The organism is Pseudomonas japonica (assembly GCF_900188455.1).
GTDB lineage: Bacteria > Pseudomonadota > Gammaproteobacteria > Pseudomonadales > Pseudomonadaceae > Aquipseudomonas > Aquipseudomonas japonica.
In genome coordinates this window covers 210,488-231,381 of sequence record NZ_FZOL01000009.1, presented here as the reverse complement: position 1 = coordinate 231,381, position 20,894 = coordinate 210,488, and the positions used below count along the sequence as shown (strand labels likewise).

The window sequence follows — 20,894 nt, the reverse complement described above, 5'->3', positions numbered from 1 at the left end:
ACGGTCGTGCTCCATGTTCAGATCTCACCAGGTGCGCGCGCCTTCGCTCCAGTAGCCGAAGCCCCAGCAGTCGCGCGCTGGATCGACCAGTTCCGGGCTCAGGCGCTTGGCATAGGTGCAGGAGCGGGTGTGTCCGTGGGCGATGAGTTTGTAATCATTGCCGTTGGACAGATAGATGTACTGCGGCATGGGCTCGGTGCTCTGCGCAGGATCCAGCGGAAGGCGGGGAATGAAGTCGGGTACCAGGCCGGCGACATAGTCGGCGGTGTCCTTGCCGAAGGTGCTGTGCAAGCCGTCGAAGCCCTGGCTGAGCGGGTACTTGCCATTGACCTTGTAGTACGCTTCCAGGGCTCCCTTGAGTTCGGTCAGATCGATCTTGCGCTGGTTGAATACGTCCATTTCGTTGGTCAGGCGGACTTCGCCCGTACTGCGCAGGGCTGTCGGGAAGTCTGCAATGCGCGGTACTTCGACGGTGGTATGCGTAGTGGTGGTAAAACCGGAGTGTTCATCCACGACTACGTCGATGAAAACGCTCTCGATGCGACTATTGAGGATGTCCATGCCATCGAAGTCTTTGCAGGACTGCTTGCCGGCCACCTGCAGGCACAGGGTCCGCGGCAGGTCGCTGAGGCTGGCAAGTGTGCTGTTGTACGTCAGCGTATCGGCCTTGTGGGCCTGTGCCTTGATCATCAGCAGCGGCCGATAGCGGTTATAGCCCCACATCGGGTGGTTGTTGATCTTGTAGTCGTCCGGTGTGTCGTTCATATATGACACGGGGACGCCGTGGTCACTCTTGACCACGAACAGGGTCTTGTCATAGACCCCGAGGGCTTTGAGTTTTTCGATCAGGCGGGCCGTCTGGCGCAGGGCGCAATGGGTCTCATTCAGCACGCCCCGGTAGTTCTGGTTGTCGTTGAACCATTGTGCATCGGCGCTGCGATAGCTGCAGTTCTCGTCCAGATCGACAGGGAAGTGGGTGTGAAGCAGATGCAGATAGCGAACGCTGCGTCGCTCGCCCGCCACGTGCATGCCGTCGATGAAGGTCATCAGGTCGTTGCTTTGCAGTGTGTTCAGGGCATCCCACTTCGCACCCTGATGCTCCAGGGCACGGCGACTGGTGGGCGTGAGGGCGTGTGCGGGAAGCATCGTCTTCACGCTTTCATCAACGAATCGGGCGGCAAGTGCCGTACCGATCCGCGCGGCAATGTAGGGATACAGGTCGAATGAGGTCACCGCGCGCTCGGCGAAGGAGTTCCTACCCAGAGTCAACGGCCTGATCCGGTCTTCCTTGCGGTCGTTGAAGGCACTGTAGGCCCCGTAGGTCACGACGTCGGCGCCGTTCGCCTGCTCCCGCTGGAGGTAGTTCTTGTGGCCAGGCGGAAAGGGCCGCGGCTTGCCGGAGGAATTCTTGAATTCGCGGAAGTTGAGGTTTCCGTACAGTTCGGAGCGTATCGAGGCCCACGTAGCCGGTGCCGTGGAAATGGCATTGTCGAAGAATATGAAATCCCTCAACTGCTGTTTCAGTTCGGGATCTTCTTCCAGCACCTGCCTGGCAGCGTTGCCAGCCAGGCCGTCGAAGCTCAGCACAAGCAGGTTGTCTGTGCTGGACAGGCCGGTAAAGCGCTCCGGTGATGCATCCGAGGCGGTCAGTGATGGCAAGGCACCGCCTAGGGTGGAGGCGGTGAGGATCAGGAGGAACACCTGCAAGGCGCCCTTCAGTCGAGTGAAGGTCAGTAGCGCAAGCAGGAAAGAGGCACCGGCGACCAAGGCTAGATTCAGCGAATCAGTGGCGAGGTCCTCAGGAGAAACCATGCCGCCCTGGCGTACCAGCGGCAGCATGAAACCGGCCAGGCTGCTCCAGAACAGCATGAAGTACAGGGCGAACGAGCCGACCCTGCCCAGTCGCAGGAGGGCCAGAAGGGAGGCGCAGACGAAGAAAAGCAGGCTCGCGGCGGCGGTGATGAGCAATGCACTGACGAAAAATTCGTGAATATTGAAATTGATGTCGTCTATAGATAAATAAACAACATAAAGAGGTACCCATAGAAAGATGCTGGCCGCAGTGCAAAACGATAAGGCTGCACGTTTCCACAATGGCGTGTTGAATGTTCTTATATTCACGAACTGCTGATTTCCCCGAGGACTGCGAAACTTGTTGTTATTTACGAGGTATAAAAGGGCGCCGAATTCTATCAGGGCTTTATGAAAATGGAACTATTTTCCGACTGGGTAGTCTCGCTTTTTTTTGAGCAAGGTAGTCAGGTTTTATTCAGGGTTCCCGGGGATGCGGGCGTTTTTGAAGGCACAAGTTTTTGTTGTTGTCCACGATTGATCATGTTTCCAGCTCGTCGTCAGCAGGCCATGTCATGACGCAGTCGAAGGGCGAAAAAAAACCACCTGTCGGTGGTTTTTTCAACGATCGAGTGTCATTCCCCCTGATAGATGCAGCCACTGGTGCATGTTTCGTGAATGCGCACTTTGCTCAACTCGGGTAGTAGCGGTTTGACATTATCCCAGATCCACTTGGCGATCACTTCGCTGGTCGGGTTTTCCAGGCCGGGAATGTCGTTCAGGTAGTTATGGTCCAGTTGCTCGTAGAGCGGCTTGAAGACTGCCTTGATTTCGGCGAAGTCGCGAATCCAGCCGGTATGTGGGTCCAGCGGGCCGCTCAGGTGCAGGGCGACCTTGAACGAGTGGCCGTGCAGGCGACCGCACTTGTGACCGGCAGGGACGTTCGGCAGGCGATGTGCCGATTCGAAGGTGAATTCCTTGAAGATTTCCACGGATTAATAACTCTGAGAACCAATGCTGGGGCGCAGTTTACCAGCAAGGTCGCTACAAGGGTTGCAGATGGTCGCCCAGCGCGCCGCGCTCGACCCATTCGAGAAACTCGTCGCCCAGGCGCCGGCTTTCGCTCATTGCCGTGTGCCAGTAACGCTGGCGCCCCGCGGCATCGCCCATGAAACGCTTGAAGTCGCCGCGGTCCGGCAATTTGCCGTACGGCAGGCGCGCCAGATACTGCGACGATGGCGCGAGCAACAGCACGTCCTGCAGGCGATCGGCGTCGCCGCGGCGCCAGGGCAGGGCCTTGTCGAACCAGCCGGGAATCACTTTGTCGGTGAAATGCGGGTAGAGCACGATGTCCTCGCCGCTGTAGGGCAGGTCCAGGTGATAGTCGAGCAGGCCACCGTCGCGGTAGGTGCCAGCCCCGGCGCCGGGAATGTCGCGCACGCCTTCCATCACCATCGGGATCGATCCGGACGCCAGCAGCGCATGACGCAGGTTGTCCCCGGCCAGTGGCAGGTAGCGCGACGGGAAGTCGGTCAGCGTGTGCAACGGTGGCGCGCTGCGGGCGTCATGCAGGATGATGCGTTCGAAATGGCGGGCCAGGCGCGGTCGGCCAATCAGGTTGTCGGCGATCACCGACGACAGGCCGATGCCCAGGCGCCCGCGATGATCGTCGGCGAGCAGGCCATGGCTTTTCACCACGACGATGTTCAGTCGGTAATCGGGGTTGTCGAGGATGCTGGCGTCACGCCCGTCGAGCAGGTCGTCGAGCATGCGCTGACAACTCGACGAGACCTCGGCCTGGGTCACGCCCTTGGCGAAGTCCTGCGCGGTATACAGGTCGCCAAGACGGCGGATGGCCGTGGCCGGGTCCGGCAGGCAGGCGCTGGCGAAGCGCCAGGAGCCGATCGAGGCGCCGATCAGCGCACGCTCCCGTGGCGCACTCGGCAGCCAGTCGCCGAACAATGCCAGGTCCAGCCCCTGGATACCCAGGGCCTTGGGACCGCCGGCGGCGCCCGGCAGCACGCCGACGTCCGCCGCACCGAGGCCGCGCTGGCGAATCCGGGCCAGTGCGCGTTTGCCTGCCTTGAGGGTCAGCGCAGGATATTTGCTGTGGATGGCGGTCATTGGGGTCTCGCTCTGCCGAAGCCGGCAAGTATAAGGAATCCCCGCGAGGGTGCGGGGCAGAGCTGCGCTATCATGTCGCCAGCCGTTTTCAGGTTCAATTAAGTTCGCCTGGGTAGACTTTCCACCGTACCCGATTGACCTTTCTGGAGAAACCAACATGAAAATCCTGACTACCCTGTTCGCTACCGCCGCCCTGGCCCTGAGCGCCAACATCGCCCTGGCCCACGACGTACAACCGGATGAAGTGGTGAAGCTGGTGCAGAGCCAGCAGATCCAGTCCCTCGATGCCCTGAAGCAGAAAGCCCTGGCGCAGCATCCGGGCGCGACGGTGAAGGACAGCGAGCTGGAAAACGAATATGGCCGCTACATCTACAAGGTCGAGCTGCGCGACAGCAACAACGTCGAGTGGGACGTGGACATGGACGCCAAGACCGGCGAGATCCTGAAGAACGTCCAGGACAACTGATGCCGTACCTCCCGCGAATGGCCCGCTGGGCATTGCCTGCCCTGCTGGCCTTCTGCTCGCTGGCCCTGGCTCGCGACCTGGACCAGGACGAAGCCCTGCACCTGCGTCGCGAAGGCGTGATCCTGCCACTGGAACAGCTCCTGCAATCGGCCCTGGGGCGGTATCCCGGGGCGCGCTTGCTGGAAGCCGAACTGGAGGAGGACGATGATGTGTATGTCTACGAAGTCGAGCTGCTGACCGGCGAAGGCGTGGTCCGCGAGATCAAGCTCGACGCCGCCAGTGGCACGCTGCTCAAAGATGAGGAAGATGACTGATGCGCCTGCTCCTGGTCGAGGACAATGTCTCCCTGGCCGATGAACTGACTGCCAGCCTGCAGCGCCTGGGCTACGCGGTGGATTGGTTGGCCGATGGCCGCGACGCGGTCTATCAGGGGGCCAGCGAACCCTATGACCTGATCGTGCTCGACCTCGGTCTGCCCGGCATTCCCGGGCTGGAAGTGCTGCAGCAGTGGCGCGCGGGTGGTTTGCTGGCGCCGGTGCTGATCCTGACCGCGCGCGGTTCCTGGGCCGACCGCATCGAAGGGCTCAAGGCCGGTGCCGACGATTACCTGAGCAAGCCGTTTCATCCCGAAGAGCTGCAGTTGCGCATCCAGGCCCTGTTGCGCCGCGCCCGTGGCCTGGCCAACCAGCCGACCCTGGAGGCCGCCGGCCTGCATCTGGACGAAGGCCGCCAGTGCGTCAGTCGCGACGGCGAGGATGTACAGCTGACCGCCGCCGAGTTCCGCCTGCTGCGCTATTTCATGCTGCATCCGCAGCAGATCCTGTCCAAGAGCCATCTGGCCGAGCACCTCTACAACGGTGAAACCGAACGCGACTCCAATGTCCTCGAAGTGCATGTCAACCACCTGCGCCGCAAGCTCGGACGCGGGGTGATCGAAACCCATCGCGGCCAGGGCTATCGGTTCGGCGGGGCGGTGCAGTGAGGTCGATCCAGTCACGCCTCAGCCTCGGCCTGGTCGGGGTGCTGGTGGTGGTCGGACTGGCCCTGGCCCAGGTCAGCCTGTGGTTGTTCGAAGTGGGCCTGCATCGTTACCTGGAAAGCGGCCTGCGCAAGGAAAGCGAGAACCTGCTGATGGCCATGGTCCAGGGCCAGAATGGCGTCGAACTGGACCAGCGCCGGATCTCCGCGGCCTACAACCGGCAGTTCTCCGGTTATTACTTCCGTATCGACTTCGACGGCAAGACCTGGCGTTCCCGCTCGCTCTGGGATGCCGAACTGGCGCAGCCGCCGGCCGCCGGACTGCTCGATGACCTCGCACTCGGCCCGGAAGGCCAGCAGCTTCTGGTGTTGCGGGCCGATTACCGCCGCCAGGGTCAGGCAATCTCCATCAGCGTGGCGCAGGACTACACGCCGATGCGCGACGGGTTTCGGCGCATGCAGCAGATCGGTCTGGGGCTCGGCCTGTTGGCCCTGATCGTGGTCCTGGTTCTGCAGCGCCTGATCGTCAAGCGCTCGCTGGGCCCGCTGGAGCGCGCCCGCGAACAGATCGCGCAACTGCAACAGGGCAAGCGCACGCAACTGGACAGCCAGGTGCCGAGCGAGCTGGAGCCGCTGGTGGCGCAGATCAACCACCTGTTGGCCCATACCGAGGATAGCCTGCGCCGTTCGCGCAATGCCCTGGGCAACCTCGGCCATGCCCTGAAAACCCCGCTGGCGGTGCTCCTCAGCCTGGCATCCAGCGAGCGTCTGCGGGACTCGCCGGAGCTGGCGGCGCAGTTGCGCGAACAGCTGGAGCAGATCCAGCAACGCCTGAGCCGCGAGCTGAACCGCGCCCGCCTGGCCGGCGATGCCTTGCCGGGTGCGCATTTCGATTGCGATGTCGAGTTGCCCGGTCTGCTGGCGACCCTGGGCATGATCCACGGCGATGGTCTGCTTATTCGCCACGAGGTGGCCGCCGGCCTGTCCTTGCCCTGGGATCGCGAGGATTTGCTGGAGCTGCTCGGCAACCTGCTGGACAACGCCTGCAAATGGGCGGACAGCGAGGTCTGCCTGGGCATTCGGCAGGCGCCGGACAGCTATCTGCTCTGGGTCGACGACGATGGCCCGGGCATTCCCGCGGATGCCCGCGAGGGCGTGCTGGAGCGGGGCGCGCGGCTGGACGAGCAGGTCGCCGGCCATGGCCTGGGGCTGGGTATCGTGCGGGATATCGTCGAGGCCTGGCATGGCCGCATGGCGTTGCGCGAGAGCCCGCTGGGTGGGCTGCGGGTGCATATCGAGCTGCCGCGCAGGGCAGGGCGCTGACTTCACCGGCTGCAAGGCCCCTGTAGGAGCGCAGCTTGCTCGCGAAAGGACCGCGCAGCGGTCCCGGCGATCTGATTGAGTCCACCCATCTGGGACCACTGCGCGGTCCTTTCGCAGTGGTTCGTCACACGACAAGCCAGCGCCTGCAGAACGCGCGTGAATATCAGACCCTGAAGTGATCCATCAGGCTCTGCTGCTGGTTGGCCAGGCTGTTCAGCGTCTGGCTGACCCGCGCCGATTCCTCGGCCTGGTGCGACAGCGACTCGGTGACGTCGCGGATGGTCGCCACGTTGCCGCTGATTTCTTCGGCCACCGCGCTCTGTTCCTCGGCGGCGCTGGCGATCTGCAGGTTCATGTCGGTGATCACCGCCACCGCCTCGCCGATCTGGCGCAGCGCGGTCACCGCCTGGCCGACCTGCTCGACACTGCCCTGGGCCTGGCGATGGCTGCTGTCCATGGCGCCCACCACCTCGCGGGTACCGGCCTGCAACTGCTCGATCACCTGGCGGGTTTCCTCCACCGACTCCTGGGTGCGCTGGGCCAGGTTGCGCACTTCGTCGGCGACCACCGCGAAGCCGCGCCCGGCTTCGCCGGCACGAGCCGCCTCGATGGCCGCGTTGAGCGCCAGCAGGTTGGTCTGTTCGGCGATGGAGCGGATCACTTCCAGGACCGAACCGATCTTCTCGCTGTTCTCGGCCAGGCCTTCGACCTGGCCCATGGCGGTGTTCATGTTGGCGGCCAGGGCATCGATGCTGTGGGTGGTCTGGTCGATCACCGCCAGACCCTGGCGGGTGGCCTGGTCGACATCGCGCGCCGCCTGGGCCGCCTGGGCGGCGCTGCGGGCGACGTCGTGAGCGGTGGCGCTCATTTCATGGGACGCGGTGGCCACCTGATCGACCTGGCGATACTGCTGCTCCATGCCGGCACTGGTCTGGCTGGCGATGACCGAGGACTTGTCGGCGGTGTCGCGGGCGGCATGCACCGAACTCTTCACTTCGGCGATGGTCGGCTGCAGCTTGTCGAGGAAACGGTTGAACCAGCCGGCCAGCTCGCCCAGTTCGTCCTGCTTGTTGTAGGCCAGGCGGCTGGCCAGGTCGCCGTCACCGCTGGCGATCTCACGCAGGCGGTGGGCGACATGCAGGATCGGTCGGGTCACGCCCCGGGCCAGCAGCCAGATCAGCAGCAGGCCGATCACCGCGGCCAGCAGGCCGAGCCCCAGTTCGATCATCGCGCCACTGGTATTGCGCTGGTCGAGCTCCTGCTTGAGCGCTTCGGCCGGGCCGGTCAGGGCGCTTTCCGGTACGTCCAGCAATACGCCCCACGGCTTGGCGCCCGGGGTCGGCGAGAACGAGGCGAGGACTTTCAGCCGGCCAGCATGCTGGAGGCTGTGCAGTGTGGTGCCGTCACCGAGCAGGCGCAGCAGTTCGTCGCCGCTGTCCTTGTCCACTTCGGTGTAGCGCTGGGCCAGCTTGCCGGCATCCGGGCTGTAGCCGGCGAGCAGGCCGGCCGGGGTGATGATGCCGATCTGCGTCTGGCCACCGTACAGGTTGGCGCTGGCCTGCTTGCTCAGGGCCTGCAGGCTGTTCAGGTTGATGTCGATGGACAGGGTGGCGATGACTTTGTCATTGACGATCAGCGGGAACACGATGCTGGTCATCAGCACCTGCTGGCCGGCGATCTCGTAGAAGTAGGGTTCGGTGATGCAGGTCTTGCGCGTGGTGCGCGGGCACACCGACCAGGTGTTGGCCGGCTCGCCGCTGGGGCCGATGGTGGTGTCGGCCATGTCCCGCTCGGGCAGGGCCATGGAGGTCAGTTGGCCCGGGCTCGGCTGCGACCAGTACAGGGCGAACCGCCCGGTTTCGTTGCTGCCGATGGCTTCCTGGTTGGCGAACAGTTCGTCCTTGCCGTCCAGCGCGTTTGCTTCGAACACCAGCGACAGGCCGAGCAGGTCGGGGTTGGCCTGCAGCGCCGAGCGCACCTGGCGAGTCAGGTCTTCGCGCAGGTCGAAGGCATCGAGGAAGCGCTTCTCCGCCTGTTCGCGGAGGAACAGCACCTGGCGTGAGAAACCGGCACCGTACTGGTAGGCATCCATGAACTGGCGGCGGATGTGCAGCGCCTGGACTTCGCCCTGGGACTCGATGCGGCCTTCGGCGGCTTCGGTGAGCATCTGCATGCTGCTGGCCTTGACCAGCTCCGTCGTGTGCTCCATGCGATACAGCGAAAGACCGACCAGCAGGGTGACGATGCCGGCGAGGCAAAGTCCGGCCAGCAGGGTGATCTTCCATTGGATGGAAAGCTGTCTGAGGGACATGTGGCGAATCCTTTGAACCAGAAGAAATGGGCACTGCCGTCTGTAACGGCCGCTGCGCCTGTTTCTTTATTCAAACAGTCAATTGAATTGCGCCGTTTTCGGTCATTCAGGCGACCCTCGCAACTCAATGGAGCGTTGTACTTTGACAACGGGAGAGGGCTGCTTCAGAGTGTGCGCCTTCCAAAAAACATACCGTCAATCGGCCATTGCCCAAGGGCAAATCTGTCGCCGACGCTGTCGCTTTTTCTTCGTTTCAAGGGGTTCGCAGAGAATGAATGCAGTCATCGCCGCGGTCGGCATCATGCTGATATTGAGCCTGTCCCGCGTGCATGTGGTCATCGCCCTGATCATCGGCGCGCTGGTGGGCGGGCTGGTCGGTGGTCTGGGTATCGAGGGCACGCTCAAGGCGTTCAACGGCGGCCTGGGCGGCGGTGCCACGGTGGCGCTGTCCTATGCCTTGCTCGGCGCCTTCGCCGTGGCCATCGCCAAGTCCGGCCTGGCCCATGCCCTGGCCGATCGCGCCCTGGCGATGTTCCATGGGCAGAGCGAAGCCAGGGGCGTGCGGGTCAAATGGCTGCTGGTCGGGCTGATGCTGGTGGTGGCGATTTCCTCGCAGAACATCCTGCCGATCCATATCGCCTTCATTCCCCTGCTGGTACCGCCACTGCTGTATGTCCTGACCCGTCTGCAGATCGACCGGCGCCTGGTGGCGTGCGTCATCACCTTTGGCCTGATCACCCCGTACATGTTCCTGCCGGTGGGCTTCGGCAACATCTTCCTGAATGAAATCCTGCTGGCCAACGTGGCCCGCAGCGGTGTCGACGTCAGCGCGGTGAATGTCACCCACGCCATGGCCATTCCCGCCGCGGGCATGCTCGTCGGCCTGCTGATCGCGGTGTTCTTCAGCTACCGCGGGAAACGGGTCTACGACCTGGAAAAGATCGAGCAGGTCGAGCAGGTGGCGGTCAGCTACAACCCCCTGACCCTGGTCGTGGCGGGCTGTGCCATTGCCGCGGCGTTCATCGTCCAGCTGTGGCTGGACTCGATGATCATCGGTGCGCTGGTCGGTTTCCTGATCTTCTCGGTGTCCGGCATCGTGCGCTGGAAGGACACCGACAGCCTGTTCACCGAGGGCATGAAGATGATGGCGATGATCGGCTTCATCATGATCGCCGCCTCCGGTTTCGCCGAAGTGATGAAGGCCACCGGCGAGGTCAAGAGCCTGGTGGAAACCTCGGCGGCCTGGATCGACCACAGCAAGGGCATCGGTGCCCTGCTGATGCTGCTGGTGGGGTTGCTGGTGACCATGGGCATCGGCTCGTCGTTCTCCACCGTGCCGATCCTCGCGGCGATCTTCGTGCCGCTGTGCGTGCAGTTGGGCTTCGATCCGATCGCCACCGTGTGCATCGTCGGTACCGCGGGCGCCCTGGGCGATGCGGGCTCGCCGGCATCGGACTCGACCCTGGGGCCGACCTCGGGGCTGAACGTCGATGGCCAGCACCACCATATCTGGGACACCGTGGTACCGACCTTCATTCACTACAACCTGCCCTTGCTGGCGGCGGGGTGGGTGGCGGCGATGGTGTTGTAAAACCCCGTATTCTCTGGGCGACACCAATCCCCGTAGGAGCTGGCTTGCCTGCGAAAGGACCGCAAAGCGGTCCCCGATAGCGGTGAGGTCTGGGACCGCTGCGCGGTCCTTTCGCAGGCAAGCCAGCTCCTACGGGGATCGCATTGTTGGGATAGGGGGCTTCAGCCCTTCTTCGGTGGTGGCGAAATCCGGTTCAGCACCGTGTCGCCATTCTTGTCCTGGGTCAGATACACCGGCAGCACCTTGGGCAAGGTGCGCACCAGGCGCTTCACGTCGCCGGTGTTGTAGATCCCGCTGATGCGGATGCTGCCGGTGCTGGCGTCGGCCAGGCGCAGCGGGTTTTCCAGGTAGCGGTTGATCAGCGGCAGGGCCTGGTCGAGGGTCAGGTTGTCGATCACCAGCTTGCCGTTGCGCCACGCCAGGCTGCTGTCGTTGGCGTAGGTCTGGTTCAGGCTCGGCTCCAGGTCGCCGGCCTTGTAGCTGGCCTGCATGCCCGGGCCGAGGCGATAGCCGCTGCCGAGCTTGAAGCTGTCGCTGCTGACCAGCACCGAACCTTCCACCAGGGTCACCTTGACCTGGTCCTGGTACTTCCACACGTTGAACTGGGTCCCGGTGACCTGGGTCTGGCCGCTGCCGGCGCGCACCACGAACGGGTGCTGCAGGTCATGACTGACCTTGAAGAAGGCCTCGCCCTTGCTCAGGACGACGCGTCGCTCGTCCTTGAAGCGCAGGTAGCGCAGGGACGTGCCAAGGTTCAGCTCCACCTCGCTGCCGTCACCGAGGGTCACGGTCCTGCGGGTGTCGGTGCTTTGTTCCGACTGATAGTCATTGGGCAGCCAGCCCTGTTCCCAGCCGACCCAGCCGGCCAGTGGCAGGGCCAACAGGGTGATGACCGCCGCCGACGCATAATGGCGCGCGCGCTGCGGCTGGGGCCGCGGCTTCACCGGCAGTTGCAGGATCTGCGCAGGGGCAGGCGGGCGGGGCAGGTGGTCGGCGGTGATCCAGATTTCCTGCATCGCTTCGAATTCCTGGCGATGCAAGGGATTGGCACTCAGCCATTGTTCGAACTCGGCGTGTTCCTCGACGGTGCAGTCCTCAGCGTGCAGGCGCATGCACCAATGCGCCGCGGCATCGGTGATGGCATTGAGTTCGTCATCGCTGGGGCTGACCTGATTCATTGAGACTCCCGGTTTTGGCCATTCTACCCTTGCCAGGCAGGCGGCAGGAACCAAGATCATGGCGAATCACTATCAGTTGTAAGATTTATTTGCAGGAAACCCCCTGCAAAATCGATTTTCCCCGCACAAACCGACCAAAGGTCGCCAGATCATGGCAAGCCGTGCGGCTTGCCATGTCCCGCTCACTCAGAACTGCTCGGCCTCAAGCCCGAACAGGCTGTCGCTGCCCGCCTGGATGCTGGCTTGCAAGGACAGTGCCCGGGGCAGCAGGCGGGCGAAGAAGAACGCTGCCGTGGCCAGCTTGGCCTCGTAGAACTCCGGCTCGTCGGCACGCCTGGCCTGGGCGGTGGCGGCCATGCGCGACCACATGTAGGCGTAGCTCACATAGCCGAACAGGTGCAGGTACTCCACCGAGGCCGCGCCGACCGCGTTGGCATCCCGCGTGGCCTGTTCGCACAGCCACTGGCTGCTGTTCTCCAGGCGTTGCAGGGCGTCCAGCAAGGGTTCGGCATAGGGCGGCGCGCTGGCGCAGAACGTGCGGATTTCCGCGGCCAGCAGGGCCAGGGACTGACCGCCGTCGGCCACCACCTTGCGGCCCAGCAGGTCGAGGGCCTGGATACCGTTGGTGCCTTCGTAGATCTGCGCGATGCGCACATCGCGCACCAGCTGTTCCTGGCCCCATTCGCGGATGTAGCCATGGCCGCCGAACACCTGCTGGCCGAGCACGCAGCTTTCCAGGCCGGTATCGGTGAAGAAGGCCTTGGCCACCGGGGTCAGCAGCGCCACCAGACGTTGCGCCGCCTCGCGTTCGCCGGCGTCCTCGGCGTACTTGGCGGTATCCAGTTGCTGGCCGACGTAGGTGGCGAAGGCACGTCCGCCCTCGGTCAGGGCGCGCATGGTCAGGAGCATGCGCCGCACGTCGGCGTGGACGATGATCGGGTCGGCGATCCTGTCCTGTGCCTGTGGCCCGGTGGCCGCGCGGCTTTGCAGGCGATCCCGGGCATAGGCCACCGCGCTCTGGTAGGACGCCTCGGCGCAGCCGATGCCCTGGATGCCGATGGACAGGCGCTCGTAGTTCATCATGGTGAACATCGCCGCCAGGCCGCGGTTGGGCTCGCCCACCAGGTAGCCGACAGCGCCGTCGAAGTTCATCACGCAGGTCGCGGAGGCCTTGATGCCCATCTTGTGCTCGACCGAGCCGCAGCTCACCGCGTTGTCCGCGCCGAGGCTGCCATCGTCATTGACCATGCGCTTGGGCACCAGGAACAGCGAGATGCCCTTGGGCCCGCTCGGCGCATCCGGCAGCCTGGCCAGGACCAGATGGACGATATTCTCGGTCAGGTCCTGGTCGCCGCCAGTGATGAAGATCTTGGTCCCGCTGATGGCGTAGCTGCCGTCGACCAGCGCCTCGGCCTTGCTGCGGATGATGCCCAGGTCGGTACCGGCGTGGGGTTCGGTCAGGCACATGGTCCCGGCCCAGTCACCGCTGTACAGGCGCGGCAGGTACAGTGCGCGCAGTTCGTCGCTGGCATGGGCGTCGATGGCCAGGCAGCAGCCGGCGCTCAGCGCCGAGTACAGGCTGAAGCTGCAGTTGGCGGCATAGAGCATTTCCTCGAACTGCACCGCGAGCATCTTCGGCATGCCCATGCCGCCGTGCTCGGGGTTGCCCGCCAGGCCGACCCAGCCGCCGTCCTTGTAGGTGCGCCAGGCTTCCTTGAAGCCGTCCGGGGTGGTGACCTTGCCCGCGTCGAAGCCGACCCCCTGTTCGTCGCCGCCGCGGTTGAGCGGGGCGATCAGTTGGCCGGTGATCTTCGCCGCTTCTTCGAGGATGGCGTCGGCGGTCTCGGCATCTACGGCGGCGGCCAGCGCCGGCAGGCGCGCCCACTGGGTTGGGCCCTGGAACACCTCATGGAGGACGAAGCGCATGTCGCGCAGCGGGGCATTGAATTCAGGCATCGTGTTTCTCGCAATCTAAGGAAGAGGGATCAGAGCGCCTTGGCCCAGTCGCGCAGCAGGTACTTCTGGATCTTGCCGGTGGAAGTCTTCGGCAGCTCGCGGAAGACCACGGTCTTGGGCAGCTTGAAGCCGGCCAGGTGCTCGCGGCAGAAGGCGATGATCTCGGCTTCGCGGGTGTCCTCGTAGCCGGCCTTCAGGGTGATCCAGGCACAGGGGGTCTCGCCCCATTTCTCGTCCGGGCGGGCGACCACCGCGGCTTCAAGCACCGCGGGGTGGCGATAGAGGGTGTCTTCCACCTCGATGGTGGAGATGTTCTCGCCGCCGGAAATGATGATGTCCTTGAGCCGGTCCTTGATCTCGATGTAGCCGTCCGGGTGCCACACCGCCAGGTCGCCGGTATGGAACCAGCCGCCGCGGAAGGCTTCGGCGGTGGCCTCGGGGTTTTTCAGGTAGCCCTTCATCACGGTGTTGCCGCGCATGAAGATCTCGCCCAGGGTGTTGCCGTCGCGCGCGACCGGTTCGAGGGTCTCCTGGTCGGCGACCATCAGGCCTTCCAGGGTGGCGTAGCGCACGCCCTGGCGCGACTTGATCCGCGCCCGTTCCTGCAGCGGTTTTTCATCCCACTCGGCATGCCAGGCGCAGACTGTCACCGGGCCGTAGACCTCGGTCAGGCCATAGACGTGCGTGACGTTGATGCCCATTTCCTCGACGGCGCCGATCACCTTGGCCGGTGGCGCGGCGCCGGCGACCATGGCGTTGACCGGATGGTCGATCGCCGCCTTGGCCGAGTCCGGCATGTTGATCAGTGCGTTGAGCACGATCGGCGCGCCGCACAGGTGGCTGACCTGGTGCTCGCGGATCAGGGTGAGGATCTTCTGCGGATCGACGCGGCGCAGGAACACATGGGTGCCGGCCAGGGCGGTGACGGTCCACGGGTAGCACCAGCCGTTGCAGTGGAACATCGGCAGGGTCCACAGGTACACCGGGTGGTTGCCCATGGCCCAGGTCATCTGGTTGCCGAGGGAGTTGAGGTAGGCGCCGCGGTGGTGATAGACCACGCCCTTGGGATTGCCGGTGGTGCCGGAGGTGTAGTTCAGCGAGATCGCCTGCCACTCGTCCTCGGGCCACTGCCAGGCGAACTCGGGGTCGCCCTCGGCGAGGAAGGCCTCGTAGTCCAGCTCGCTGACCGCACAGCCTTCGCCGTACTCGGGATCGTCCACATCCACCACCAGTGGCGGATGGCTCATCAGTTGCAAGGCGGCGCTGATCACCTTGTGGAACTCGCGGTCGGTGATCAGTACCTTGGCTTCGCCGTGTTCCAGCATGAAGGCGATGGCTTCGGCGTCGAGACGCACGTTGAGGGCATTGAGCACCGCACCGATCATCGGTACGCCGAAGTGCGCTTCGAGCATGGCCGGGATGTTCGGCAACATCACGGCCACCGTGTCGCCCTGGGCGATACCGCGACCGGCGAGGGCACTGGCCAGGCGCCGGGAGCGCTGGTAGGTTTCCCGCCAGTTGCGCCTGATCGAACCGTGGATCACCGCGGGATAGTCGCCGTAAACGGCGGCGGTGCGTTCGATGAAGCTCAGGGGAGTGAGGGCGACATGGTTGACGGGGGCGGGCTGCAAACCCTGGGAGAAGATAGACATACAAGCGTGGTCCTGTGCAGGAGGCAGCCCACGCCGAAGCGTCTGCTGAAACCTCCGATGGCTGATTGTTAGCTCTGATCAGGTTTCATGGAACGGGCTCACGGGAGGGCCGGTTCCGGTGGTGCAATTTTTACGCTGTTCGCCATGTTACATGGAAGATAGACTATAGCAATATGGTATAAATACTATAAAAACACCGGAGCCATTGCTGTGACCTTGATTCCCTCGGCCTTGCTCGACAAGGACCCGCAGCCTTCGTTGCTGCTCGATGCCGGTGCCGTCCTGCGCGCGGCCAACCCGGCCATGCTCGCCGAACTCAACGGCTGGCCGCCGCAGAGCCTGGCGCTGCTGCTGCCGGCCAACCATGCCGCGCTGGTCAGCGCCTGCCTCGGCCAGCAGCGGGCGATCAGCGAAGTCGAGAGCCAGGCCGGTGAACGCATTCTGCTGTGGACCTTCATTCCCGCCGGGGCCGACCAGGTCATCGCGCGCTGTCGCGACGCCACCGCTGAACGCCGTGCCGAACGCGAGGCGGCCCAGGCCCGGCGTCTGTACCGGCTGATCACCGAGAACACCACCGACCTGATTTCCCGGCACACCCCCGAGGGTCGCTTCCTCGATGCGTCGCCGGCCTCGTACCGCCTGCTTGGCTACTGGCCGGAGGAACTGCGTGGTGTCGCGGTGCAGTCGTTGCTGCATCCCCACGACAGCCGCCAGTACCTGGCCCAGGCCTCGGCGGCGCTGGAGCGCGATGGCTACCAGACCATGACCTGCCGGGTCCGGCATCGCGATGGGCGCGACCTGTGGTTCGAGATCGCCAGCCGGGCCATCCGTGAAACCTACACCGGCACGGTGGTGGAGATCGTCAGCGTATCGCGGGATATCAGCGTGCGCATCGAGGCCCAGGAAAACCGCCGGCGCCTGGCCGAGGTGGTGGAGGCCAACACCGACCTGGTGCTGTTCACCGACCCGGACGGGCGCCTGACCTACCTCAATGGTTCGGCGCGCCGCGCGCTGGGCCTGACCGACGTGCAACTGGCGCCACGCCTGCGCGAACTGCTCGATGGCGAGGCCTTGCAGCGCCTCGATGCCGAAGGCTGGCTGCGCGCCGAGCGCGAGGGCGTCTGGCAGTGCGAGGCACGGCTGGCGCCGCACCATGGCGGCGCGGCATTTCCGGTCTCGCTGGTGTTGCTGGCGCACAGCGCCGCTGGCGGCGAACGCTATTACTCGCTGGTGGCCCGCGACATGACCGAGCGCGAACTGCGGGAAACCCAGCAGCGTCGGCACCAGGACGAACTGGCCCATACCGCGCGCCTGGTGACCCTCGGCGAACTGGCCTCGGGGATTGCCCACGAAATCAACCAGCCGCTGGCCGCGGTGCTCAACTATGCCGCCGCCAGCCAGCGTTACCTGCATGCCCTGGAGCGCGATCCGCAGGCCGCCGGCCGGGTCGCCCAGGGGCTGCAGCGGATCAGCGAACAGGCGACCCACGCGGCCAAAGTGATCAAGCGCCTGCGCGCCTTCCTGCGCAAGGAGCCGCGGCGCCTGCAGGCGCTGTCGGTGGCCGACGTCGCTCGCGAGGCGGTGCGCCTGTGCGCCTGGGAGGCCAATCAGGCGCAGGTGACGATCGAGCAGCGAATGACGGACAATCTGCCGCCGGTCTACGCCGACCGCATCCTGCTCGAGCAGGTGCTGCTCAATCTGCTGCGCAACGCCATCGATGCCAATCGCGAGCGCCAGCCCGGGCAGCCGTCGCGGGTGCTGCTGTGTGGCGAGCAGGAAGGCGCTCGCCTGCTGATCCGGGTGATCGACCAGGGGCCAGGGGTGGCGCCGGAGCAACTGGACGGCATCTTCACGCCGTTCACCACCAGCAAGCCCGAAGGGCTGGGCCTTGGCCTGAGCATGAGCCGGAGCATCGTCGAAGGCTTCGGCGGCACCTTGTCGGCCAGTCCGGGCGAGGGCGGGGGATTGATTCTGAGCTGTCGGCTGGCGCCGGCGGCGAGTGTTTGAACAAGGGGATTTTGATGCAGGATCCGAAGGTCTATGTGGTCGACGATGACCAGGGCATGCTCGACTCCACGGTCTGGCTGCTTGAGTCGGTGGGCCTGGAGGCATTGCCATTCACCAGTGGCCAGGCGTTTCTCGACGCCTGTGAGGGCGACCTGCCGGCCTGCGTGCTGCTCGATGTGCGCATGCCCGGCATGGGCGGCCTGAGCGTGCAGGAGGCGCTGCGGGCGCGGGGTATCGACCTGCCGGTGATCTTCGTCAGCGGGCATGCCGACGTACCGATCGTGGTGCGCGCGTTCAAGGCCGGTGCCTGCGATTTCATCGAGAAACCCTACAACGACCAGATGCTCCTGGACAGCGTGCAGGAAGCCTTGGGGCGCTCGTCGAAAGTCCAGGTCGGTAGCCGTCAGCGCGACGCCGTGCAGGCGCGTATCGACAGCCTGACCCCGCGCGAGCGCGATGTCTTCGTGCCCTTGGTGCAGGGCTATACCAATCGGGAGATCGCCGAGCAGCTGGAGGTCAGTGTGAAGACCGTGGACCTGTACCGCTCGCGGGTGATGAAGCGCATGCAGGCCGAGCATCTGCCGGAACTGGTGGGGATGGCGATTGCCTGTGCGGTGGTGGATCCGTTGCAGTTGCGCTAGATCTTTCCGGCTTTATCGCTGGCAAGCCAGCTCCCACAGGGTCCGCGCTGCGGCGGACAATGTGGGAACGGGCTGCTTGGAGCGCCGAGCCGCAGCGATGAGGCTCGAAAGGGGAGTGGGAGGATTCAGCTCAAGGCCTGCGCCCCAGCAACAGCCCGATCACCAGGCCGAACCCCGCCGAGATCGCCACGGTCTGCCACGGATGCCCGCCGATGTAGTGCTCGGTGGCGTCCACCACCGGCCTGGCCTTGTCGCGCACCGTGCCCACCGCGCGGCTGGCCTGCTTCAGCTTCAGTTGCAACTGCGCGCGCAGGGTTTCGGCGTCTTCGCCGACCAGCGCGGCGCTGTCGTTGAGCAGTTTTTCCGATTCTTCGATCAGTGCCTGCAACTCGCTGAACGCCTGGTCCTTGATCTGCTCACTGTCGCTGTGCTGCGTGGTTTTCCTGGCCATCTACGCTTCCTCGGAGAAATGATCGATCGTCCTCAATGGATGCCCGCTCGTACGGAAAGTTGCAGCGGTTTGCCGGGCATCGGCGGCTACAGTGTAAGATAACGCCCATTTTCAAGTGGCAGGAATTACCCCATGAGTTTCAATCTGGCCAACAAGAGCTTTGCCGAACGGGCCGAGATCGAAGACGAAAAAGCCCGGCTGTTCGAGCTGTGGCAGACCAACCTGGCCAAGGCCAAGGGCGAAGCCGCCCGGCTGATCGGCGAGAAGCCGCGGCGCAAGGGCAAGTGGGCGGAGTGGGTACGCACCGAGCTGGACGGCATGGCGCCGCCGGAGTACGCCAACATGGTGCGCAGCGAAGTCAACAAGCTGATGGCCGCGGCGAGCGCCAGCAAGGCCTGATCGTCAGCGCGGCAGTTCGAAGGTGCCGCGGTCGTGGAAGCGCACACTGCCGAAGGCGCCGCCAGCCAGTTTGCCGCGCACTTCGTAGGGCATGCCGTCGAGGCTGCTCATCTGGCTCAGGCCCAGGGCCTGGCGCAACACCGAAAACGCCGTGATGCTCACCGGCACCACCAGCACCTCCTCGCTGAAACGCTCGATGCTGCCGCGCTGGTTGCTGACCCCGGCAGCCAGCGGCTGGCCGTTCACCTCCAGGTTCAACGCCAGGCCATCGAATTCGATCGGCGTTTCATTGGGGTTCTGCACCCGCAGCTTCACCGCCATGCGCAACTCCAGGTCCTGGCCGGGCAGCGGCTCGATGCCGATCACGCTGATATTGACCGGATCACGCCCCTGGAACAGCGCGCAGGCTGACAGGGTGAGGACCAGCAACAGGCCGGCGGCATTGCGCAGCAAGCGCGAAAGGTGAGCGGGCATGGGCATCTCTCCGGGAAAGCATCGCCCTGGAGTGTGGCAAATGCACGGCAACGTTGAAAGTCTTGCGCCATTTGAAAGATACTCCTTCTCATTAACGTTATCTTTCGGCGCGACCCTACCCCTTATGCTGACGTCTCCCGTGTCCGGGCTGCTGGCCAGTTTCCAGGAACATTACGATGACCTGCTGCAGTTCCTGACCCGGCGCATGAACGATCGCCAGCGCGCGGCCGATGTCGCCCAGGAAACCTACCTCAGGCTGGTGAAGATCGACGAGCAGGACGTGCCGGTCGTGCACGCACGCAGTTTCATCTTCCGCGTCGCCGGCAATCTGGCCATCGATACCCTGCGCCGCGAGCAGCGCCAGCAAAGCCACCTCGGCGACAGCGAGGCGGCGGGGCAGGTGGTGTGTCCGGCACCGGCCCCGGAGGCGACCTTGCTCGCTCGCGAGCGCCTGGCCATGCTCGACGAAGCCCTCTTGCAACTGTCCGACAACGCCCGCCAGGCGCTGCTGCTCAACCGTGTCGAAGGCCTGACCCAGGCGCAGATCGCACAACGGCTGGGCGTTTCCGAGAGCATGGTGGCAAAATACATCGGCCAGGCCCTGCGCCATTGCCGCGACTGGCTCAAGCACAACCATGATTGAAGCCCGCATGTCCGAACCGCTGCCTTTCACCGATCTGTCCGACGCTGCCATCGACTGGCAGGTCCTGCTGCATTCGGGCAACGCCAGTGCTGCCGATCGCGCCCGCTACCAGCGCTGGCGCGGGCTGAGCGCGGAGCACCTGGCCGCTGCCGAGGAGGCCGAGGCGCTGTGGGGCGATATCGGCCAGACCCAGGCCGCCGCGCAACTGCCGCCCGCACCACGCCGTCGTCAGTGGGGCTCGGCGATCGCCGCCGCGCTGCTGCTGGCCGTGGTCGGCTACGTCGGCTGGCAACAGGCACCGGGGCTGCTGGCCGACTACCACACCAGTATCGGCGAGCGGCGTACCGTGACCCTGGAGGACGGTTCCCGGGTCACCCTCAACAGTGCCAGTGCGTTTTCCGTGAACTACACCCGCGAGCGGCGCAGCGTGTCCCTGCGTGAGGGCGAGGCCCTGTTCGAGCCGGCGGCGGACCCGCGACCCTTCGTGGTCGACAGCGCTGGCGAGGCGGTACAGGGCAGTGGCGCGGTGTTCAGCGTGCGCCGCGAGGGCGGTACCACTGCGGTGGTGGTGGCCCAGGGCGAAGCGCGGATTGGCGAGCGCCTGGTCCAGGCCAGCCCCGACGCCCTGGCGCAGACCGCCTGGCAACGCGGCAAGCTGATCTTCAATGGTCGCCCGCTGCGGGAAGTGATCGCCGAGCTGGAACGCTACCAGCATGGCCGTATCCTGATTTCCGACAGCCAGCTGGGTGCGATGGAAGTCAGCGGCGTGTTCGACCTCAACGATCCCCACGGCCTGCTGCGCACCCTCGAACAGCGCTATGCGCTGAAGGTCACCTACCTGCCGTGGCTGGCCGTCCTGTATTGATTTCCGCCAGGCGGAAAAATTTTTGAAAAGTCACTGCAAGTTCT

At 64.6% G+C, this 20,894-nt stretch carries 18 protein-coding genes and 1 pseudogene; 10 read left to right on the top strand and 9 right to left on the bottom strand.

The window, feature by feature from the left end; translation table 11 throughout:
• Positions 1 to 24 precede the first annotated feature (24 nt).
• From CHB99_RS13725 to CHB99_RS13715, 3 genes are all read right to left on the bottom strand, one after another.
• A complete protein-coding gene (locus CHB99_RS13725) occupies positions 25 to 2,121 on the bottom strand; it encodes a sulfatase-like hydrolase/transferase (protein WP_141137285.1) in 2,097 nt (698 codons plus the stop codon).
• Between the two features lie 305 nt (positions 2,122 to 2,426).
• Positions 2,427 to 2,783: a 6-carboxytetrahydropterin synthase QueD gene (queD, locus tag CHB99_RS13720; protein ID WP_042125618.1), complete on the bottom strand. Its 357-nt coding sequence runs from the start codon at positions 2,781 to 2,783 to the stop codon at positions 2,427 to 2,429.
• Positions 2,784 to 2,835: 52 nt separating this feature from the next.
• Positions 2,836 to 3,915, bottom strand: a complete 1,080-nt coding sequence (locus CHB99_RS13715) for a hypothetical protein (RefSeq protein ID WP_042125616.1) — start codon at positions 3,913 to 3,915, stop codon at positions 2,836 to 2,838.
• Positions 3,916 to 4,072: 157 nt separating this feature from the next.
• On the opposite strand from CHB99_RS13715, the gene CHB99_RS13710 reads away from it, so the two are divergent.
• From CHB99_RS13710 to CHB99_RS13695, 4 genes are read left to right on the top strand one after another with little or no spacing between them, the layout of a single operon-like run.
• Positions 4,073 to 4,381 carry a PepSY domain-containing protein gene (locus CHB99_RS13710; protein WP_042125614.1) on the top strand — a complete coding sequence of 103 codons (309 nt, stop codon included), beginning with the start codon at positions 4,073 to 4,075 and terminating at the stop codon, positions 4,379 to 4,381.
• Positions 4,381 to 4,695, top strand: coding sequence for a PepSY domain-containing protein (locus tag CHB99_RS13705; protein WP_042125612.1), 315 nt, complete (start codon positions 4,381 to 4,383; stop codon positions 4,693 to 4,695). The genes CHB99_RS13710 and CHB99_RS13705 overlap by 1 nt, the downstream gene beginning before the upstream one ends.
• Positions 4,695 to 5,363 (top strand): response regulator transcription factor, encoded by a 669-nt coding sequence (locus CHB99_RS13700; RefSeq protein ID WP_042125610.1) that lies wholly within the window; start codon positions 4,695 to 4,697, stop codon positions 5,361 to 5,363. Before CHB99_RS13705 ends, CHB99_RS13700 begins: the two co-directional genes overlap by 1 nt.
• Entirely contained in the window at positions 5,360 to 6,682 is a 1,323-nt protein-coding gene (locus CHB99_RS13695) for a sensor histidine kinase (RefSeq protein WP_042125608.1), read from the top strand. The genes CHB99_RS13700 and CHB99_RS13695 overlap by 4 nt, the downstream gene beginning before the upstream one ends.
• A gap of 163 nt (positions 6,683 to 6,845) precedes the next feature.
• On the opposite strand, the gene CHB99_RS30760 is transcribed toward CHB99_RS13695, so the two are convergent.
• Entirely contained in the window at positions 6,846 to 8,993 is a 2,148-nt protein-coding gene (locus tag CHB99_RS30760) for a methyl-accepting chemotaxis protein (protein ID WP_042125606.1), read from the bottom strand.
• A 271-nt stretch (positions 8,994 to 9,264) separates the two neighbouring features.
• On the opposite strand from CHB99_RS30760, the gene CHB99_RS13685 reads away from it, so the two are divergent.
• Entirely contained in the window at positions 9,265 to 10,584 is a 1,320-nt protein-coding gene (locus tag CHB99_RS13685) for a Na+/H+ antiporter family protein (protein ID WP_042125604.1), read from the top strand.
• 161 nt (positions 10,585 to 10,745) lie between these two features.
• On the opposite strand, the gene CHB99_RS13680 is transcribed toward CHB99_RS13685, so the two are convergent.
• The 3 genes from CHB99_RS13680 to CHB99_RS13670 all read right to left on the bottom strand — a co-directional run bounded on the left by CHB99_RS13680 (position 10,746) and on the right by CHB99_RS13670 (position 15,370).
• Positions 10,746 to 11,762 carry a FecR family protein gene (locus tag CHB99_RS13680; RefSeq protein WP_042125602.1) on the bottom strand — a complete coding sequence of 339 codons (1,017 nt, stop codon included), beginning with the start codon at positions 11,760 to 11,762 and terminating at the stop codon, positions 10,746 to 10,748.
• Between the two features lie 186 nt (positions 11,763 to 11,948).
• A complete protein-coding gene (locus tag CHB99_RS13675; RefSeq protein ID WP_042125600.1) occupies positions 11,949 to 13,718 on the bottom strand; it encodes an acyl-CoA dehydrogenase C-terminal domain-containing protein in 1,770 nt (589 codons plus the stop codon).
• 29 nt (positions 13,719 to 13,747) lie between these two features.
• Positions 13,748 to 15,370: an acyl-CoA synthetase gene (locus CHB99_RS13670; protein ID WP_042125598.1), complete on the bottom strand. Its 1,623-nt coding sequence runs from the start codon at positions 15,368 to 15,370 to the stop codon at positions 13,748 to 13,750.
• A gap of 210 nt (positions 15,371 to 15,580) precedes the next feature.
• On the opposite strand from CHB99_RS13670, the gene CHB99_RS13665 reads away from it, so the two are divergent.
• Both CHB99_RS13665 and CHB99_RS13660 read left to right on the top strand, forming a co-directional pair.
• On the top strand, positions 15,581 to 17,377 hold the full coding sequence (locus CHB99_RS13665; protein ID WP_089266534.1) for a PAS domain-containing sensor histidine kinase: 1,797 nt from the start codon (positions 15,581 to 15,583) through the stop codon (positions 17,375 to 17,377).
• Positions 17,378 to 17,391: 14 nt separating this feature from the next.
• Positions 17,392 to 18,018 carry a response regulator transcription factor gene (locus tag CHB99_RS13660; RefSeq protein ID WP_042125594.1) on the top strand — a complete coding sequence of 209 codons (627 nt, stop codon included), beginning with the start codon at positions 17,392 to 17,394 and terminating at the stop codon, positions 18,016 to 18,018.
• A gap of 130 nt (positions 18,019 to 18,148) precedes the next feature.
• Here the strand turns inward: CHB99_RS13660 and CHB99_RS13655 are convergent, their stop codons facing one another.
• Complete coding sequence (locus CHB99_RS13655) at positions 18,149 to 18,469, bottom strand: ElaB/YgaM/YqjD family protein (protein WP_042125592.1); 321 nt, start codon at positions 18,467 to 18,469, stop codon at positions 18,149 to 18,151.
• 132 nt (positions 18,470 to 18,601) lie between these two features.
• On the opposite strand from CHB99_RS13655, the gene CHB99_RS13650 reads away from it, so the two are divergent.
• The gene (locus CHB99_RS13650; RefSeq protein WP_042125590.1) at positions 18,602 to 18,868 is read left to right on the top strand and encodes a hypothetical protein; all 267 of its coding nucleotides are present in this window, start codon (positions 18,602 to 18,604) and stop codon (positions 18,866 to 18,868) included.
• A gap of 3 nt (positions 18,869 to 18,871) precedes the next feature.
• Here the strand turns inward: CHB99_RS13650 and CHB99_RS13645 are convergent, their stop codons facing one another.
• Positions 18,872 to 19,342, bottom strand: a complete 471-nt coding sequence (locus CHB99_RS13645) for an LEA/WHy family protein (RefSeq protein WP_042125588.1) — start codon at positions 19,340 to 19,342, stop codon at positions 18,872 to 18,874.
• 124 nt (positions 19,343 to 19,466) lie between these two features.
• Between CHB99_RS13645 and CHB99_RS13640 the strand changes: the two are divergent.
• A pseudogene (locus CHB99_RS13640) lies at positions 19,467 to 19,973 on the top strand (RNA polymerase sigma factor); the annotation flags it as partial.
• A 4-nt stretch (positions 19,974 to 19,977) separates the two neighbouring features.
• Positions 19,978 to 20,850 (top strand): FecR family protein, encoded by an 873-nt coding sequence (locus CHB99_RS13635; RefSeq protein WP_084702748.1) that lies wholly within the window; start codon positions 19,978 to 19,980, stop codon positions 20,848 to 20,850.
• Positions 20,851 to 20,894: the final 44 nt, after the last annotated feature.